Source organism: Boseongicola aestuarii, from assembly GCF_900184815.1.
GTDB classification, from domain to species: domain Bacteria; phylum Pseudomonadota; class Alphaproteobacteria; order Rhodobacterales; family Rhodobacteraceae; genus Boseongicola; species Boseongicola aestuarii.
Window position 1 is genome coordinate 340,552 of sequence record NZ_FXXQ01000001.1, and the last position, 17,409, is coordinate 357,960.

The 17,409-nt window shown below is 58.7% G+C and carries 17 protein-coding genes; 10 read left to right on the top strand and 7 right to left on the bottom strand.

Features of this window, described 5'->3' with window-relative positions:
• Positions 1-7 precede the first annotated feature (7 nt).
• From dxr to pyrH, 5 genes are all read right to left on the bottom strand, one after another.
• Positions 8-1,177, bottom strand: coding sequence for a 1-deoxy-D-xylulose-5-phosphate reductoisomerase (gene dxr / locus BOA8489_RS01670; protein WP_093972485.1), 1,170 nt, complete (start codon positions 1,175-1,177; stop codon positions 8-10).
• The gene (locus tag BOA8489_RS01675; RefSeq protein WP_093972232.1) at positions 1,177-1,974 is read right to left on the bottom strand and encodes a phosphatidate cytidylyltransferase; all 798 of its coding nucleotides are present in this window, start codon (positions 1,972-1,974) and stop codon (positions 1,177-1,179) included. The genes dxr and BOA8489_RS01675 overlap by 1 nt, the downstream gene beginning before the upstream one ends.
• Positions 1,971-2,690, bottom strand: a complete 720-nt coding sequence (gene uppS / locus BOA8489_RS01680; protein WP_093972233.1) for a polyprenyl diphosphate synthase — start codon at positions 2,688-2,690, stop codon at positions 1,971-1,973. Before uppS ends, BOA8489_RS01675 begins: the two co-directional genes overlap by 4 nt.
• Positions 2,691-2,729: 39 nt before the next feature.
• The gene (frr, locus tag BOA8489_RS01685) at positions 2,730-3,293 is read right to left on the bottom strand and encodes a ribosome recycling factor (RefSeq protein ID WP_093972234.1); all 564 of its coding nucleotides are present in this window, start codon (positions 3,291-3,293) and stop codon (positions 2,730-2,732) included.
• Positions 3,294-3,436: 143 nt separating this feature from the next.
• Complete coding sequence (gene pyrH / locus BOA8489_RS01690) at positions 3,437-4,168, bottom strand: UMP kinase (protein ID WP_093972486.1); 732 nt, start codon at positions 4,166-4,168, stop codon at positions 3,437-3,439.
• 99 nt (positions 4,169-4,267) lie between these two features.
• Between pyrH and miaA the strand changes: the two genes are divergently transcribed.
• The 8 genes from miaA to BOA8489_RS01725 all read left to right on the top strand — a co-directional run bounded on the left by miaA (position 4,268) and on the right by BOA8489_RS01725 (position 11,328).
• Positions 4,268-5,158 carry a tRNA (adenosine(37)-N6)-dimethylallyltransferase MiaA gene (gene miaA, locus BOA8489_RS01695; RefSeq protein ID WP_093972235.1) on the top strand — a complete coding sequence of 297 codons (891 nt, stop codon included), beginning with the start codon at positions 4,268-4,270 and terminating at the stop codon, positions 5,156-5,158.
• A gap of 89 nt (positions 5,159-5,247) precedes the next feature.
• Positions 5,248-5,388, top strand: a complete 141-nt coding sequence (locus BOA8489_RS20315; RefSeq protein ID WP_176440173.1) for a hypothetical protein — start codon at positions 5,248-5,250, stop codon at positions 5,386-5,388.
• Positions 5,389-5,418: 30 nt separating this feature from the next.
• Positions 5,419-6,420 (top strand): type I glyceraldehyde-3-phosphate dehydrogenase, encoded by a 1,002-nt coding sequence (gap, locus tag BOA8489_RS01700; protein ID WP_093972236.1) that lies wholly within the window; start codon positions 5,419-5,421, stop codon positions 6,418-6,420.
• 287 nt (positions 6,421-6,707) lie between these two features.
• A complete protein-coding gene (locus tag BOA8489_RS01705) occupies positions 6,708-8,504 on the top strand; it encodes an extracellular solute-binding protein (protein WP_245813641.1) in 1,797 nt (598 codons plus the stop codon).
• Between the two features lie 7 nt (positions 8,505-8,511).
• The gene (locus tag BOA8489_RS01710) at positions 8,512-8,628 is read left to right on the top strand and encodes an entericidin A/B family lipoprotein (protein ID WP_141138208.1); all 117 of its coding nucleotides are present in this window, start codon (positions 8,512-8,514) and stop codon (positions 8,626-8,628) included.
• Positions 8,629-8,770: 142 nt separating this feature from the next.
• Positions 8,771-9,781 (top strand): ArsJ-associated glyceraldehyde-3-phosphate dehydrogenase, encoded by a 1,011-nt coding sequence (locus BOA8489_RS01715; RefSeq protein ID WP_093972237.1) that lies wholly within the window; start codon positions 8,771-8,773, stop codon positions 9,779-9,781.
• Complete coding sequence (arsJ, locus tag BOA8489_RS01720; RefSeq protein WP_141138209.1) at positions 9,778-11,028, top strand: organoarsenical effux MFS transporter ArsJ; 1,251 nt, start codon at positions 9,778-9,780, stop codon at positions 11,026-11,028. The genes BOA8489_RS01715 and arsJ overlap by 4 nt, the downstream gene beginning before the upstream one ends.
• A gap of 69 nt (positions 11,029-11,097) precedes the next feature.
• Entirely contained in the window at positions 11,098-11,328 is a 231-nt protein-coding gene (locus tag BOA8489_RS01725; RefSeq protein ID WP_093972238.1) for a hypothetical protein, read from the top strand.
• Here BOA8489_RS01725 and BOA8489_RS01730 read toward each other — a convergent pair.
• Positions 11,325-11,963: a helix-turn-helix domain-containing protein gene (locus BOA8489_RS01730; protein WP_093972239.1), complete on the bottom strand. Its 639-nt coding sequence runs from the start codon at positions 11,961-11,963 to the stop codon at positions 11,325-11,327. The two genes, BOA8489_RS01725 and BOA8489_RS01730, sit on opposite strands and share 4 nt — an antisense overlap.
• Positions 11,964-12,060: 97 nt before the next feature.
• Between BOA8489_RS01730 and BOA8489_RS01735 the strand changes: the two genes are divergently transcribed.
• Together BOA8489_RS01735 and BOA8489_RS01740 are read left to right on the top strand one after the other, a co-directional pair.
• Positions 12,061-12,708, top strand: a complete 648-nt coding sequence (locus tag BOA8489_RS01735) for a DsbA family oxidoreductase (protein ID WP_093972240.1) — start codon at positions 12,061-12,063, stop codon at positions 12,706-12,708.
• Positions 12,709-13,926, top strand: coding sequence for a multidrug effflux MFS transporter (locus BOA8489_RS01740; protein WP_093972241.1), 1,218 nt, complete (start codon positions 12,709-12,711; stop codon positions 13,924-13,926).
• 9 nt (positions 13,927-13,935) lie between these two features.
• Here the strand turns inward: BOA8489_RS01740 and mfd are convergent, their stop codons facing one another.
• Entirely contained in the window at positions 13,936-17,394 is a 3,459-nt protein-coding gene (mfd, locus tag BOA8489_RS01745; RefSeq protein ID WP_093972242.1) for a transcription-repair coupling factor, read from the bottom strand.
• Between the last annotated feature and the right edge of the window lie 15 nt (positions 17,395-17,409).

The window sequence follows — 17,409 nt, forward strand, 5'->3', positions numbered from 1 at the left end:
GAAAACCCTATCTCTGTCGTACTGCGATGACCGCGTCGGCGCGCATGCGCGCCTCCTGGTCCGCTTGTTGAACGCTATCTAATGTAATCGCGGCCAAACCTAGACCCTCGCCTGACATTATTTCGATCACATCTGCAACAACGCTGGCCATATCGAGGAATCCGATGCGACCTTCGATGAAGCCGTCAAGTGCGCGTTCCTTTGCAGCGTTGAACACAGCGCCGGCCAAACCGCCTTCTTCCATGACCCATCGCGCCTGTGCCAAGGCAGGATAGCGCGCAGCGTCGGGTTCGCGAAAGGTCAACTGCCCGATCTCGGCAAGATTCAGTCGCTCAACCGGCAGATGATCCCGCAAGGGCCAGTTCAGCGCATACCCGATTGCATGGCGCATATCGGGTGGTCCGACATGCGCCATAAGGGCTCCATCGCGAAATCCCACCAGCGCGTGAACAAGGCTTTCAGGGTGGACAATGGCCTCGATCCTGTCAGGCGAAATATCAAAAAACTCATGTGTTTCAATAAGTTCAAGAGCCTTGTTAAACATAGTCGCGCTGTCGATGGTGATGCGCTGGCCCATGTCCCAGTTCGGATGCGATGACGCCTCCGCCGGTGTCGCAGCCGCCAGTTTCTCAAGCGGCCAATCGCGGAACGCCCCACCGGACGCCGTGATGATCACTCGCTCGACGTCCGCGATGTTTTCACCCACGAGACCCTGAAAAACCGCGGAATGCTCGCTGTCGACCGGCAAAATCCGCGCGCCGCTCGCGGCGGCCGTGGACTTCAGCAACGCCCCCGCAGTGACTAGACTTTCCTTGTTGGCAAGCGCCAGCGTTGTGCCCTGCTCAAGTGCTTTCAATCCCGGCGGAAGGCCCGCAGCGCCAACGATAGCTGACATAATCCAGTCGGCGGGACGCTCGGCAGCCTCGCAAAGTGCCGCTTCGCCAGCAGCAACTTCGATGCCACTTCCCGACAGGGCCTCGCGCAATGGCTCCAGGCAGTCCTCATAGGCCGTCACCGCGACTTCGGCCTTCAAGGCTTTCGCCTGACTTGCAAGTTTCGCAACATTCCGGCCACCGGTCATAGCGACGACGCGATACGCCTCGGGTTTCCGCTTGACCAGATCGACTGTGTTGCACCCAATCGACCCGGTGGACCCGAAAATCGAGACCTTGCGGATCACTGGACCACCGTCACCGGAGGGAATTCGACCAGAGCCTCGATGACCAACAAGAAAATGGACGCACCAAGCATTCCGTCAAAGCGATCGAACATACCGCCATGACCTGGCATGATGTTGGAACTGTCCTTGATACCCATACGGCGTTTCAACGCACTTTCCGACACGTCACCCATCTGGGAGGCCATTGAAATTGCAATGGAAATTCCGATCAACTCAAGTCCGGCCAAGTCTTGATAAACGTAAAACACGCCCACCAGGGCCGCACCGATCCATCCGGCAATCGTGCCGGACCACGTCTTTTTCGGACTGATCTTGGGCCAGAATTTCGGCCCCCCGATGAACCTGCCGGCAAAGTATCCAAGGATGTCGGTGACAATGACGACAAGCGCCAGCCACGCCATCCACCAGAACCCGAAGTCATCCCGAAGCGCCGTCAGACCATAGCCCGCCACGAGGATGACCGCGCAATAGATTGCGAAGGTAAAGCGATGCTGCTCGATCTGGCTAACGCCGATCATCGCCGGCAACAAAAGCAACGGCAAAGCGAAACCGGCGGGCAACTCCATCGCAGCCAACAAGACGATTGCGGTAATGGCCGCCATCGGAACAGCACGCGTGCCCGCGCCGATCATCCGCAAGAGTTCCCACATCATGATGCCGCAAACGAGCGCGATCAGAAGATGGAACGAAAACCCACCAACCCACATGACCCACAAGCCGACACCGGCCGCGATACCCCCCGACAGAAGGCGCTGGCCCAGATCGCTCCACTGCCCCCCATCAGCTTTGCTCATCCGGGCACGGCTCCATATCGGCGTTCGCGGCTGTTATAGCCCGACAGAACGCGCGCGAATTCGTCGCGCGTGAAATCCGGCCAAAGTGTATCGATGAATTCGTACTCCGAATACGCTGACTGCCACAAAAGGAAGTTTGAAATCCGGGCTTCGCCACTTGTGCGAATCACCAGATCGGGATCGGGAAGGACGTAGGTATCGAGGCGCCTCGCCAGAGTTTCCGCGTCCACGGACTCCGGATCAAGCTTGCCTTCGGCCACTTCGCGACACAGGCGTTTCGTTGCCCGCGCCACTTCATCGCGGCCACCATAATTCAGCGCAACGGTCAAATGCACCAGATCATTGTCGCTGGTCAAAAGCTCCAACTCGTCCATCAAGGCAACAAGCGTGTCGTCGAGCTTCATGCGATCGCCAATGAAACGCACGCGCACGCCTGCCTCGATCAACTGTTTGGTTTCGCTGATCAAATAGCGCTTGAAGAGCTTCATCAAACCCGAAACCTCGGTCTGGGTCCGCTTCCAGTTTTCGGTCGAGAAGGCAAAAATTGTCAGATACCGGACCCCAAGGTCGGGACAGGCTTCGACGATCTCGCGAACCCGCAAGGCTCCGGCATGATGCCCGAACAGACGCGGCTTGCCGCGGGCCTGAGCCCAACGACCATTTCCGTCCATAATGATCGCCACATGCTCAGGTGTGGTCTTTTCAGATTTTCCCAAAAGGGGTCTCCTCGATTGTAGCCCCACCCCGCGGTGCTTTTACACCTGCATTATTTCTTCTTGCTTACTTTCCAGCGAGGCATCGATTTTTGCGATCCCCTTATCGGTCAGCTCCTGTACGGCAGCTTCCCAAAACTTCTGGTCGTCTTCGCTCATGCCGCCGGCCTTCGCCTTCTTGATCTGATCCATGCCGTCCTTGCGCACGTTTCGCACGGCAATCCGCGCGTTTTCGGCATAAGTCCCAGCCACTTTCGTCAACTCGCGGCGACGCTCTTCGTTCAGTTCGGGGATCGGCAGCCGGATGATCGTGCCATCGACAACAGGGTTGATGCCCAGCCCGCTTTCGCGGATCGCTTTTTCGACCTTGCTGGTCAGCGCCTTGTCCCAGACGTTGATCGTGATCATCCGCGGCTCGGGGACGTTCACGGTGCCGACCTGATTGATCGGCGTCAGCGCACCGTAAGCATCGACCATCACCGGCTCAAGCATCGAAGCAGACGCACGTCCCGTGCGAAGCGTAAGAAATTCCTGCCGTAGAGCCGTTAAAGCTCCATCCATACGGCGCTCAATGTCGTCAAGATCGATGTCGATGTCGTCTGCCATGCCTGTGTCACTTATCCAATATCGCGGGCTTATTGCCGGATTTATTTTCCTATACCCGGCTTTCGACAGCTTTGTATAGCCTTTCGCGCCCAAACGAGCGTGCAGGGTTTGTGCATCTTGGCGCGCGCCAATACTGCCTTCGCTTACTTTTCCTGTACGATTGTATAGGTGCCTTCGCCTGCAAGGATGCCTCTGAAACCTCCCGGCTCATCCAGCGAGAACACGATGATCGGCAAGCCGTTGTCACGTGCCAGAGCGATCGCAGAGGCATCCATCACGCCAAGATGCTTGGCGAGCACCTCGTCATATGTGACCTTGTCATAACGCTTGGCCTCGGGATGTTTTGCAGGATCCATGTCGTAGACACCATCCACCTTAGTGCCCTTGAAGATCGCCTCGCAGGACATTTCGCTGGCCCGCAGCGTCGCGGCCGTATCGGTGGTGAAATAGGGGTTTCCTGTCCCTGCTGCGAAGATGATAACACGTTTTTTCTCAAGGTGGCGCACCGCGCGGCGCCGGATATAGGGCTCCGCGACCTCGTCCATGCGAATGGCCGTGATCACCCGCGTATGGATTTTCAAGGCTTCCAAAGCGGATTGCATGGCCAGCGCGTTCATCACGGTCGCCAACATGCCCATATAGTCCGCCGTCGTGCGCTCCATGCCCTGCGCCGACCCTTGCAGCCCGCGAAAGATGTTGCCGCCGCCGATGACCATGCAGACTTCGACGCCCAATTCATGCACGGATTGCACTTCGGAGGCGATTCGCGCCACTGTCGGAGGATGCAGTCCGTACCCCTGATCCCCCATCAACGCCTCGCCTGAAATCTTCAAAAGGACCCGATTGTAAGATGATTTGCCTGAATTGTCTGTCATAAGCCCGGTCCCTCGCATCATGTCATCGCGTCTTTGCGCCCGGCGTGAAAATGTCCGAAAACGGCGCAAGGTTCAACGCAGGAAGGAGCGACAGGCGAAATGAATTCGATCAAGAACCTGATCGCCTCGCTCAGTGGCGAACGTTCGGTCCTTATTGCGGGCCCGACAGCCAGTGGCAAATCCCGTCTGGCTATGGAAATCGCAGCGCACTTTGGCGCACCCGTCGTCAATGCCGACGCCCTTCAGGTTTACGCGGACTGGCGAATCCTGACGGCGCGCCCCTCGACCGAGGACGAGGCTTTTGTCGACCACCGGCTCTATGGGCATATCCCCGGCACGCAGGTCTATTCCGTGGGTGACTGGCTTCGAGAGCTGACCCCGCTCCTTGCAGGACCACCCCCGGTCATAGTGGGTGGCACGGGGTTGTATTTCTCGGCCCTGACCGAAGGCCTCGCCGATATCCCGTCCACGCCTGATGAAATCCGCGCGCAAGGGGATGCCCTCTTGGCCGAGCATGGACTGAACGCCCTGTTGGTGGCCATCGACAGCGAAACCCGCGCGCGTATCGACGTTTCGAACAAGCGACGTGTCCAGCGGGCATGGGAGGTCTTGCAGACCACCGGGAAAGGACTGGCCGCATGGCAGGACGAAACCGGCGCGCCCTTGCTTCCGCTTAGCGACGCTCAGGCACTAGTGTTGTCCGCGCCCAAGCCCTGGCTGACCCCTCGGATCGCTCAACGTTTTGATATGATGATGAAAGCCGGCCTTCTGGACGAAGCCCGCACGAATGCCGATGCGTTCCACACCGCCCTTCCCTCAGCAAAAGCAATCGGAGCCGCCGAAGTCATCGCTCACATGAAGGGCGAAAGCGACTTCGCTGCCGCAAAGGAAGCGGTCGTGATCCAAACACGCCAATACGCCAAACGCCAACGCAGCTGGTTCCGCGCACGAATGTCGGCCTGGCGCTGGATTGACGCCGCCGACCTCTGAATTGTTAGCGCTGACATTTTTGTACTGGAAAGCGCCTCAGACTTCTTTTCAGCTTTAACCTTTCCCTTACGTTTGCCATAAGTCGCGCGATGACAAACAGGATCGCTCTTGGAATTGGTCTGTTCATTTGCGCGTTTTTCGCGCTGAGCTTCGCCCTCGGCCTTGATTGGCACATTTACATGGGTCGCAAGTTCATGGATCTGATCAGATTGATCGCCTTCTGGCGCTAAGAGCAATCCGCCCGAAACAGGAGAAGACCCTTGGCAGTCAAAGTCGCAATCAACGGATTTGGACGGATCGGACGAAACGTCCTGCGTGCAATCATCGAAAGTGGTCGCACCGATATCGAAGTCGTTGCCATCAACGATCTCGGCCCGGTGGAAACGAACGCCCACCTGCTGCGCTATGACAGCGTGCATGGCCGCTTCCCTGCCACTGTCACGACCACGGATACAACAATCGACATCGGACGCGGCCCGATGCAGGTAACGGCGATCCGCAACCCGGCCGATCTGCCTTGGGCGGACGTGGATATCGTCATGGAATGCACCGGCATTTTCACATCCAAGGAAAAATGTCAGGCTCACCTCGAAAACGGTTCTAGCCGTGTGCTGATCTCGGCGCCTGGCTCGGATGCGGACAAGACCATCGTTTACGGTGTGAACCACGAAGCGCTGACATCTGACGATATCGTTGTGTCGAATGCCTCTTGCACGACAAACTGCCTCGCACCTGTCGCAAAAGTTCTCAACGACGCCATCGGCATCAACAAGGGCTTCATGACAACGATCCACAGCTACACCGGCGATCAGCCGACTCTGGATACGATGCACAAGGACCTCTACCGAGCCCGAGCGGCGGCGTTGTCGATGATCCCGACGTCCACCGGTGCCGCAAAGGCGGTTGGCCTTGTCCTGCCGGAGTTGAACGGCAAACTGGACGGCGTTGCGATCCGTGTGCCGACACCAAACGTTTCGGTCGTCGACCTGACCTTCGAGGCCAGCCGCACGACAAGTGTCGAAGAAGTGAACAACGCCATTCGCGCCGCTGCCGACGGGCCGCTCAAGGGCATCCTTGGCTACACGGATGAGCCTCTGGTTTCGATCGACATCAACCACAATCCGCATTCGTCGATCTTCCACATGGATCAGACCAAGGTCATGGACGGCACCATGGTGCGCATCCTGACATGGTACGATAACGAGTGGGGCTTCTCGAACCGGATGAGCGATACAGCTGTCGCGATGGCCAAGCTGATCTGAAGCGACAACTGATCTGAGACTGGAAGGGCCCTGCGCAAGCGGGGCTTTTTCGTTTTCGGACCGGATTCAATTGCGCACGAAATCCGGGCGAAAAAAACGCCCGCACAAGGCGGGCGCTAAGTTATTGAGGCAGGTTTCATACAGGCAAGAAACCTATCGAGCAGTAAGTCCTTTATACGCAACGATTTGCCGGTGGCCAAGCTAAAAGTTTGTAAAGGTTTTGCGAGGCGCTTACTGTCCAAAAGTAAGGGGTATTGGGCATTAGAAGGATTGTTGCCAAAATGGGTATGAACTATTTCGCGCTTGCCGGCATCGCCGCGTTGGTTTTCTCAAGCGCCGCACAGGCAGAACCAAAACATGGCATAGCTATGTATGGTGACCCGGCCCTTCCACCTGATTTTGTGTCTCAGCCCCATGTGAACCCGGATGCGCCCAAAGGCGGAGCGATCATTCAGGGCGAAGTCGGCGGCTTTGATTCGCTCAATCCCCACATCCGTAAAGGCCGCACACCCTGGCAATTGCGTTTTTTGGCATATGAGAGCCTTATGGGTCGCAGTTACGCCGAACCATTCTCGCTTTACGGACTTCTGGCCGAATCGATTGAGACCCCCGAGGACCGCTCCTGGGTTGAATTCACTCTAAATCCGGCCGCCCGATTCTCGGATGGTTCGCCGGTGACCGTCGAAGACGTGCTCTGGTCGTTTGAGACCCTCGGCACCATCGGCCACCCGCGCTACGCAAGCACATGGGAAAAGGTCGAAAGTGCCGAAGTCGTGGGTGAGCGCACAGTCCGTTTCACCTTCAACACACGTGACGATGAATTGCCGCTCATTATGGGTCTGCGCCCGATCCTGAAAAAAGCGCAATGGGAGGGCAAGGACTTCGCCGAAAGCGGGCTCGACGACATCCCGATCTCCAGCGCCCCCTACGTCATCACCGATTTCGAAGCCGGACGTTTCGTTCTTCTGGAACGCAACCCGGACTATTGGGGGGCAGACCTGCCATTCCGGCGCGGTACCGACAACCTCGACCAGATCCGAATGGAGTTCTTCGCGGATGGCACCGCAATGTTCGAGGCCTTCAAGGGCGGCATCCTCAACACGATGCGCGAAACCAACGTGCAGAAGTGGGACACCCAGTACGACTTCCCTGCTGTCCAATCCGGTGACATCGTCAAGTCCATCATTCCGCACCAGCGCCCGACCGGCATTCAGGGTCTGGCCTTCAACACCCGGCGCCCGCAGTTTCAGGACTGGCGCGTGCGCGAAGCTCTCATCACGGCCTTCAACTTCGAATTCATCAACGTGACGATCAACGGCGAAGCACAACCGCGCATCACCTCGCCCTTTGGCAACTCGGTGTTTGCGATGGACCCGGGACCCGCCACGGGCAAAGTCCGCGAACTTCTCGAACCCTACGCGGCCTCGCTCCTGCCCGGCGCAATGGAAGGTTATACGCTGCCCGTTGGTGACGGCACCGAACGCAACCGCGCCAACATCCGCAAGGCGCTTTCCATCATGGAAGAAGCGGGATGGACACTTCGGGACGGCACACTGGTAAACGACGCGGGCGACGCGTTCACCTTCGATATTCTTTTGCGCTCTGGCGCGACCGAGCCGCAGCAGATCGTCGATCTTTATGTATCGGCCCTGCAGCGCATCGGCATCAACCCCACCGTCACGACCATCGACAGCGCGGAATACACCGAGCGCTCGAACGCCTTCGATTTCGACATGACCTGGTATCAACGCGGCGTGCCGTCGCTCTCTCCGGGGAACGAGCAAACGCTCTATTGGGGGAGCGAAGCCGCCGACGTGGAAGGCAGCCGCAACTGGGCGGGCATCCGCAGCCCGGCCGTCGATGCGATCATCAATCAGTTGCTCGTGTCCGAGACGACCGACGACTATATCGCCGCAGTCAAGGCGCTGGATCGGGCCTTGATCTCGGGGCGCTACGTGGTGCCGATCTGGCATCAGCCCATCGCGCGACTTGCTCACGCCAAAGAGCTTCGCTATCCGTCGGTCCTGCCGATGTATGGAGACTGGATCGGGTTCCAGCCGGATGTCTGGTGGTATGAAGAGTGAGGAAAAGATGAAGAAGCTTGTTTTGATGACTGCGGTCCTGCTGGGCCTCGCCGCTTGCAACACGATTGAAGGTCTTGGACAGGACGTTTCCGCCGGTGCGCGCGCGGTAGACCGCGCGATCTGATAGCGATCAAAGGTAAATGTCAGGCCCTTCGCCTGACATTTTGCCCGGCTGCGGACAGCCTCGTCGCCACTGTCATAAAACCTTCACTTGCCCGTCGCACTCCAACGCTTAAACCGCAGTTGACGAGAACGGGATACACAAGATGAAACGTATTGCTCTGAACGGACTGGGCCGGATCGGCAAACTTGCGTTGCGCGATCTCTGCGACAGTGGTGCCGGCGGCGAGATCGTGCTTTTGAACGACCTCGCAGGCGACGCCGACCAGCACGCCCTGCTTCTTGAGTTCGACAGCGTGCACGGTCGCTGGGACGCAGATATCTCTGCCAACACGGACACCCTCACGATCAACGGGCGCGATATCAGGCTGACTCGCGAAAAGTCGCTGGAAAACCTCCCCCTGAAAGAGATGGGGATCGACGTCGTCATCGACTGCACCGGGGTTTTCAAAACGGAGGCGGCACTGGCACCCTACTACGCTGCCGGAGTTCAAAAAGTCATCGTTTCCGCCCCCGTCAAGGACGGCAACGCGCTGAACCTCGTCTATGGCGTGAACCACAACCTCTACGATCCCGACAATCACCACCTTGTCACAGCCGCCTCCTGCACGACGAACTGCCTCGCCCCCGTGGTTAAGGTCGTCCACACCGAGCTTGGCATCCGCCACGGTTCGATCACCACAATCCATGATGTGACCAACACCCAGACCATCGTCGACAAACCACACAAAGATCCCAGACGCGCGCGATCTGCTCTGAATTCGCTGATCCCAACATCCACTGGATCCGCCACGGCGATCACGCTGATCTATCCGGAGTTGAAGGGCCGCCTGAACGGCCTTGCGGTGCGCGTACCGCTTCTGAATGCCTCCCTTACCGACTGCGTGTTCGAGGTCGAACGCTCCACCTCCGCCGAAGAAGTGAACGCGTTCTTCAAGAAATGGGCCGATGGCCCGCTGAAGGGCATCCTCGGATACGAAGACCGCCCGCTTGTCTCTGCGGATTATGTCAACGACCCAAGGTCCAGCATCGTCGATGCGCAATCCACAATGGTCATCAATGGCACGCAAGTGAAGATCTATGCCTGGTATGACAACGAGTGGGGCTATGCCTGCCGGCTGGCCGATATTGTCCGCATGGTTACGGGGTCCATGTGAGCCAGACGCCGAACAACGGGCTGAAAGCCTACATCGCTGTCACGGCCGCCTATTGGGCGTTCATGCTGACGGACGGCGCGCTTCGGATGCTGGTGCTGCTGCACTTTCACACGCTTGGATTCTCGCCGGTGCAACTGGCCTATCTGTTTGTGCTTTACGAAATCATGGGGATCGTCACCAACCTCTCGGCCGGTTGGCTGGCTGCGCGATTTGGCCTGAAGTCCACGCTCTATGCGGGCCTCGCCCTCCAGATCCTCGCCCTTGTCGCCCTGACGCAGCTTTCCCCAAGCTGGAGCATCACCGCTTCGGTTGCCTTCGTGATGATCGTGCAAGGGTTGTCCGGTATAGCCAAGGATCTTTCGAAAATGTCGTCCAAAAGCGCGGTGAAGCTGCTTGCGCCCGACGAAGACGGCGCACTGTTCCGCTGGGTGGCGATCCTCACTGGCTCGAAAAACGCGGTAAAGGGTCTTGGATTTCTCTTGGGCGCAAGCCTTCTTGCTCTCTTCGGCTTCCAAACTTCGCTCTGGACGATGGCGCTTGTTCTCAGCGCCACGCTCCTTTCCACGTTTCTCCTCATGCCTCCGGGTCTTCCGGGCGGTATCAAGGGCATCAGGTTCAGCGCCGTTCTCTCAAAGAACCGCGCGATCAACCAGCTGTCGCTGGCCCGCATGTTCCTTTTCGGCACACGCGATACCTGGTTCGTCGTCGGCATCCCGATCTTCTTTTACTCGGTCCTGTCCGACGGAACCGAAGCGGGCAACCGACAAGCCTTTTTCATGATCGGAAGCTTCATGGCGCTCTGGATCATCGGCTACGGTGCAATCCAAGCATCGGCACCAAGACTTCTGAAGAACCGCACAGGAACCGTCGACGCGACCATCCGGGCCGCGACCCTTCTGGTCGGAGTGCTGTCTATCATTCCCGCAGTTCTGGCACTTGCCGCCTGGGTCGAATTACCAGGCCTTGTCCCGATTGTGGTAGTTGGTTTGCTTGCATTCGGGCTGGTCTTCGCGCTGAACTCGGCGGTGCATTCCTATCTCATCCTTGCCTTCACGAATACCGAACGCGTCACGATGGATATCGGGTTCTACTACATGGCGAATGCCGCCGGGCGTTTGATCGGAACGCTTTTGTCTGGCCTAAGCTATCAGGCCGGAGGGCTGGCCGCATGTCTCGGATCCGCGGCCCTGCTTGCTATCCTGGGATGGATTGTAACCCGCGGCCTTGCGCCCGCGCAGAATTCATAAAATTCGAGGTTTAGCTTTTCCTTAGGATCTCGCCTTCTAAGTTTGAAGGCGCGACCAAAGGAAGGACCTATGATGATCGGCTCAATCGCTTTCAAACCAACAAACACCGACCCGGACCTGTTGGCGGGCATCTTCGCACATGCCGACCCGCAAGTGGTCGCCGCCCTATCCGGCCATGCAAAGGCGCTCATGCGCTATCTTGCACAAATCCATGACCTGACAATCGCGGAAACAACGGAAACGGTCGAAGCTTTCTTCGGTATTCATGCACCGCAAACGCCACAAGCCGAAGTCGCCTAAGCAGACCGCCCCAAAGCCGTGACCCACAGGATCGTTGCATCTTCCTGACTGGTCGAAATGACGTTGTGGCCCATCGCGGCGTCATAATAGGCACTGTCACCGCGCCGCATGTCGGTCGGCTCGTAAAACTCGGTATAAAGCCGGATCGTTCCTGTCAGAACCAACAGGAATTCCTCGCCGTCATGGCGCACCCACCCATCGAACTCCTCCATGGAACGCGCCCTGATGCGCGCCCGGTACGGCAGCATCGACTTCGTGCTCAGCGCACCCGCCAACATCTCATGCTCGTATGTGACTGTCGGATGCGCCTGCCCTTCGCCGACCTTTGTCACCGCCATCCGCCCCATGACCTGATTGGTTTCCGGCGGCGTGAAAAGTTGCGGCACCGAAATTTCAAGACCAACGGCCAGCTTTTTCAAAGCGGCATAAGTTGGCGACATCTGACCGTTCTCGATCTTCGACAGCGTCGATCGCGCAAGCCCCGCCTGCGACGCCGCCTGCTCAAGCGTCCAGCCACGGGACTTGCGCAGATCGCGGACACGCTGCCCCAAATCCAACGGCGTGGCCTCGACACTCGGGTCGTTTTGCGCACCCCGGGCCAGTTTCAATACGCTTGGAGTCACTTTCGCTGCCATCCGCGCGATATAGCTTTGCCCCGATCATCTTGCAATCTCGTGGACCGGGTCAAAAAACCTTGCACCCCGCCGCCCGGACTGCGACAGACGACGCATTATGATAAAACTCGACATTCTTTCCGACCCGATTTGCCCGTGGTGCTACATCGGCAAAGCGCACCTTGACCGGGCCCTCGAAGCGCGCCCCGACCATCGTTTTGCGATCGAGTGGCATCCGTTTCAGCTCAACCCGGACATGCCCGAGGCTGGCATGGACCGACGGGAATACCTCGAGACAAAATTCGGCGGTCGCGCACAGGCCGTAAGTGTATACGCAAGGATCGAGGAAGCCGCACTGGCTGCGGGTCTGAAGATCGACTTCGCCGGAATCGACCGCACCCCGAACACGATCAACGGGCACCGGCTGATCCATTGGGCTGGACTTGAAGGGCGCCAGACCGCTGCTGTCACACGCCTGTTCAAGGCCTATTTCGAAGAAGGCCGCGATATCGGAAACCACGACGTTCTCCTCGATATCGCCGAAGGCATCGAAATGGACCGCGCCGTGACCCAGCGCCTTCTGGACTCGGATGCCGACTTCGACGACATTCGTACCCGCGACGCCCACGCCCGCGAACGCGGCGTTACAGGTGTTCCGACCTTCGTGATTGCCAATCAGCACGTTGTTCCCGGCGCGCAACCACCCGAACTATGGATGCAGGTCATCGACGAAATGACCGAGATTCTGAACGCGCCGAAAGAGTAAATGCCCACGTCCCCGGCAACGCCGATTTCCCGCGCCGAGTTGGTTGCGCTGTTGGCGATGCTGACAGCGACAGTCGCGTTTTCGATCGACGCGATGCTGCCGGTCTTGCCGGACCTTGCCGAAGCACTGGCACCCGAGGACCCCAATCAGGTGCAACTTGTCATTGCGGCTTTCATTGTCGGAATGGGATTGGGAACCCTTTTCGCCGGCCCTCTGAGTGACACCTACGGACGCCACAAAATCGCGATCTGGGGTGCGTTCCTCTACATCATCGGGGCACTTTTGGGCGCGCTGGCGCCCAACCTCGAGACGATGCTGGTGGCGCGCACACTCCAAGGCGTCGGAGCCGCAGGCCCCCGCGTTGTGGCTGTCGCTATAACCCGCGATCTCTTTTCCGGCAGGCAAATGGCCCGGATCGTCAGCTTTGTGATGATCGTCTTCACGCTGGTTCCCGTCATCGCCCCCACCATGGGCGCGGCCATAGCATGGGCCTTCGGATGGCGCACGATTTACTACTCGTTCGCAGTCTTCGCTCTCATCTCGGTGTGCTGGCTGGTCCTGAGGCAACCCGAGACCCTGCCGCCAGACGCCCGTCGACCCTTTCGCGCCAAGGAAATCTGGAATGGTATCAAGGAAGTGTTTGCCAACCGCCAGGTTCGTCTGGCCATCTTTTCACAGACCCTCATCTACGCGATGCTCTTCACCGCGCTCATGTCGTCGCAGCAAATTTTCAATCAAAGTTTCGACCTCGGGGCAAGTTATCCGCTCTGGTTCGGGCTCTGCGCCGCCATTTCCGCATCCGCCAGCCTTTTGAACGCGACAATCGTCCTGCGCATCGGCATGCAAAGGGTCGTCGCGTGGTCGCTCGCCGTTCAAATTCTGATCTCTGTAGCGTTTATCGGTTCGCTGACCCTAGTGACGCTACCTTGGGACGTTGCCTTCGCCTGTTTCTTCTTCTGGCTCGTGTCGGTCTTTTACATGGCAGGGCTTGGGATCGGAAATCTGAACGCGGTTGCGATGGATCCTATGGGGCATATGGCCGGGCTTGCCGCCTCGATCATCTCGGCCACGGCAACGATCGCCTCCGTTCTGATCGCCGCGCCAATCAGCCTGTCGTTTGACGGCACGCCCCTGCCTATCGCCATTGGCGTGCTGGGGGCTGCGATTGTCTCGTGGATAATCGTAATCCGCATTAGCAACGCCGAAATCGCGGCCTGATCCAGCGGGTCACTTCGCCTTGGAAGCCTGCACCTTTGACGCAAGATCGCGTGCGATGGCAAAAGCGCCTTTGATCTTGTCACTCGACTTTGCCCAATCGCGTCGCACCACGATCTTGTTGTCCTTGACCTTCGCCAGCCCGCGCTGGTCTTTGATGAAATCAACCAGCCCGGCAGGGTCCGCGAACTTGTCGCGGTGAAACTGGATCGTCGCACCTTTTGGACCCGTATCCAGACGCGCAATCCCTGCCTTCTTGCACTCGGCCTTGATGCGAACCACCAAAAGCAGCGTATTCACTTCTTTTGGCAACTTGCCGAAACGGTCAATCAACTCAGCCGCAAAGCCCTCAAGCTCGACCTTCGACTGAAGCCCCGAAAGTCTGCGGTAAAGACCAAGCCGCACATCCAGATCCGGCACATAATCTTCGGGGATTAGTACCGGCACACCAAGGTTGATCTGTGGCGCCCATTGATCGTCGGCCTCGCTCAGACCTTCCAGTTCGCCTGCCTTGATCTTGGCGATCGCCTCTTCAAGCATCGACTGATAAAGCTCGTAGCCCACCTCGCGCACATGCCCGGATTGCTCCTCGCCCAACAGATTGCCGGCGCCCCGAATATCGAGATCCTGACTGGCCAGTGTAAATCCCGCACCAAGACTGTCGAGCGAGCCCAGAACACGCAGTCGTTTCTCGGCCTGAAGCGTCAGGCGCTGACGGGGTTTCGTGGTCAGATACGCATAGGCACGCGTCTTTGAACGCCCCACGCGGCCGCGAATTTGGTAAAGCTGCGCCAGCCCGAACATATCCGCGCGGTGCACGACCATCGTGTTCGCGGTCGGAATGTCCAACCCCGATTCCACAATCGTCGTCGCCAGCAAGACGTCATACTTGCCGTCATAAAAGGCGTTCATCCGGTCATCCAGTTCGCCCGCGGCCATCTGCCCGTGCGCGATGACGTAAGACACTTCGGGAACCTGGGTTTTCAGCCAGTCCTCCATCTCTGGAAGATCCGAAATGCGAGGCACAACAAAGAACGACTGCCCCCCACGGTAGTGTTCGCGCAACAGCGCCTCGCGCAGCGTAATCGTGTCGAATTCGCTGACATAGGTGCGGATAGCAAGGCGGTCGACCGGCGGAGTGCCGATAATCGACAAGTCCCGCACCCCGGTCAGGGAAAGCTGTAATGTGCGCGGGATCGGCGTCGCCGTCAGCGTCAGCACGTGAATATCGGTTCGCATCTGTTTCAGCCGCTCTTTATGGCTCACGCCAAAGTGCTGCTCTTCGTCGATGATCAAAAGGCCAAGGTTCTGAAAACGTACACCCTTGGCAAGCAAGGCATGTGTGCCGATGACGATATCAACGGTGCCGCACGCCAGACCGTCGCGCGTTTCGTTGGCGCGCTTGGTCGAAACGAACCGCGACAACTGCCGCACCTCGATCGGAAAACCCCGGAACCGCTCCTTGAACCCCTTGGCGTGCTGTCGTGCCAAAAGCGTGGTCGGCGCAATGATTGCGACCTGCACACCCGACATGGCCGCCGCAAACGCCGCGCGCATCGCCACTTCGGTCTTACCAAACCCAACATCACCGCAAACAAGACGATCCATCGGCCTTCCGCTGGCAAGATCGTCCAGCGTCTCGTTGATCGCCTTCAGTTGATCGTCAGTCTCCTGATATGGAAAGCGCGCCGAAAACGCGTCCCACATCCCGTCGGGCGGCACCAGAACCGGTGCCGTGCGCAGCAGGCGCTCGGCGGCGACGCGGATCAGCTTGTCGGCAACCTCGCGGATACGCTCTTTCAGCTTGGCCTTCTTGGCCTGCCAAGCGCCGCCGCCCAGCTTGTCGAGCAGTCCTTCCTCGTGTCCATAGCGGCTTAAAAGTTCGATGTTCTCGACCGGAAGGTACAGCCGGTCGCCCCCTGCGTATTCAAGATGAATACACTCGTGCGGCGCTCCAAGGGCGGTGACCACTTCCAGACCCATATAGCGGCCCACGCCGTGATCAACGTGGACGATCAGATCGTTCGGACTAAGCGTCTGATGCTCGGTCAGAAAGTTCTCGGCCCGGCGTTTTTTCTTCGGCGCACGCACTAACCGGTCGCCCAGAACATCCTGCTCCGAGATCACACAAAGCCTGTCCCGCTGGTCAAACCCGTGATCCAAAGCCCAGACCGCCAGAAAGACGCCACCCTTACCGTCCGGCACATCGCGCCAGTCGTTAATCAGCGTCGCCCCAGTGATATCCTGATCTTCCATCAACCCCTGAAGACGCTCGCGCGCGCCCTCCGAATAGGAGGCAATCACAACCTGGGCCGTCTTGCGGCGCTCCTGCACATGTGCCGCCAAAGCACCGAAAAGACTTATGGATTCCTGTTGCCGCTCGGGGGCGAAATCGCGCCCGATGCGTCCTGACGCATCGATCACGCCGGGGCCGTTTGGCTGCGGCAAGGCTGAAAACTGCAGAACCCGGTGGCCGCCGACCGCTGCATCCCATGCCGCTTCGTCAAGGTACAAACCGGACGGGGGCGTGGGCTTGTAAACGCTGTCAATCCGCCCTTTCGCCGTCAACGCTTCGCGGCGCGTGTCATACTGATCCTCGATCGCTTCCCAACGCGACAGACGCATCGCCGTTGACTGGTCGTCCAAAGCGATGGTGGCATGTGGCAGATAGTCGAAGAGTGTCTCAAGACGTTCGTGAAAGAACGATAGCCAATGCTCGACACCGGCGTGCTTGCGTCCGGCACTGACCGCCTCATAAAGCGGATCATCCGTGCCCGCCGCGCCGAATTCCAACCGATAATTCTGCCGAAACCGTGTGATCGCCGCCTCGTCCAGAATGATCTCGCTGACCGGTGCCAGCTCGATGAAGTCCAGCTTTTCCGTGGTGCGCTGCGTGGCCGGATCGAACCGACGCGCGCCATCCAGAGTATCGCCGAAGAAATCGAGCCGGACCGGACCGCCATCCCCCGGTGGATAAATGTCAATTATGCCGCCCCGAATGGCATAGTCCCCGGGCTCGGTCACTGTCGGCGCCTGAACGAAGCCCATGCGCACCAGAAAATTGCGCAGCGCCTCTTCATCGACGCGTGAACCAACGCTTGCGGTAAACGCCGCTTCCTTCAAAAGCGACCGCGCCGGCACCCGCTGCGTCGCCGCATTCAGCGTCGTCAGCAGAACGAACCGCTTTGGCATATCATGAACCAATGCTGCCAATGTCGCCATCCGGGCCGCCGATATATCGGCGTTTGGCGACACGCGATCATACGGCAGGCAGTCCCAGCCGGGAAAGGTCACGACAGCAACATCAGGCGCGAAAAAGGCCAGCGCTTCGCGCATCGCAACCATGCGCTTGTCGTCCCGCGCCACATGACACACGACCCCGCCATCCGCCTTTTCAAGTTCGGCAAGGACCAGCGTCGCATCAAAGCCCTCGGGCGCGCCGCTTACGGTTATATGATGGGGCTTCGACATCTTGGTGGGAGGTAC

What these genes read in the sequence shown, in the direction of transcription:
- pyrH (WP_093972486.1), bottom strand. Translation starts at nt 4,168, where the DNA reads ATGACAGACAATTCAGGCAAATCATCTTACAATCGGGTCCTTTTGAAG.
- BOA8489_RS01740 (WP_093972241.1), top strand. Translation starts at nt 12,709, where the DNA reads ATGCCCACGTCCCCGGCAACGCCGATTTCCCGCGCCGAGTTGGTTGCG.
- BOA8489_RS20315 (WP_176440173.1), top strand. Translation starts at nt 5,248, where the DNA reads ATGACAAACAGGATCGCTCTTGGAATTGGTCTGTTCATTTGCGCGTTT.
- BOA8489_RS01715 (WP_093972237.1), top strand. Translation starts at nt 8,771, where the DNA reads ATGAAACGTATTGCTCTGAACGGACTGGGCCGGATCGGCAAACTTGCG.
- miaA (WP_093972235.1), top strand. Translation starts at nt 4,268, where the DNA reads ATGAATTCGATCAAGAACCTGATCGCCTCGCTCAGTGGCGAACGTTCG.
- frr (WP_093972234.1), bottom strand. Translation starts at nt 3,293, where the DNA reads ATGGCAGACGACATCGACATCGATCTTGACGACATTGAGCGCCGTATG.
- BOA8489_RS01675 (WP_093972232.1), bottom strand. Translation starts at nt 1,974, where the DNA reads ATGAGCAAAGCTGATGGGGGGCAGTGGAGCGATCTGGGCCAGCGCCTT.
- mfd (WP_093972242.1), bottom strand. Translation starts at nt 17,394, where the DNA reads ATGTCGAAGCCCCATCATATAACCGTAAGCGGCGCGCCCGAGGGCTTT.
- BOA8489_RS01710 (WP_141138208.1), top strand. Translation starts at nt 8,512, where the DNA reads ATGAAGAAGCTTGTTTTGATGACTGCGGTCCTGCTGGGCCTCGCCGCT.
- BOA8489_RS01725 (WP_093972238.1), top strand. Translation starts at nt 11,098, where the DNA reads ATGATGATCGGCTCAATCGCTTTCAAACCAACAAACACCGACCCGGAC.
- BOA8489_RS01705 (WP_245813641.1), top strand. Translation starts at nt 6,708, where the DNA reads ATGAACTATTTCGCGCTTGCCGGCATCGCCGCGTTGGTTTTCTCAAGC.
- BOA8489_RS01735 (WP_093972240.1), top strand. Translation starts at nt 12,061, where the DNA reads ATGATAAAACTCGACATTCTTTCCGACCCGATTTGCCCGTGGTGCTAC.
- BOA8489_RS01730 (WP_093972239.1), bottom strand. Translation starts at nt 11,963, where the DNA reads ATGGCAGCGAAAGTGACTCCAAGCGTATTGAAACTGGCCCGGGGTGCG.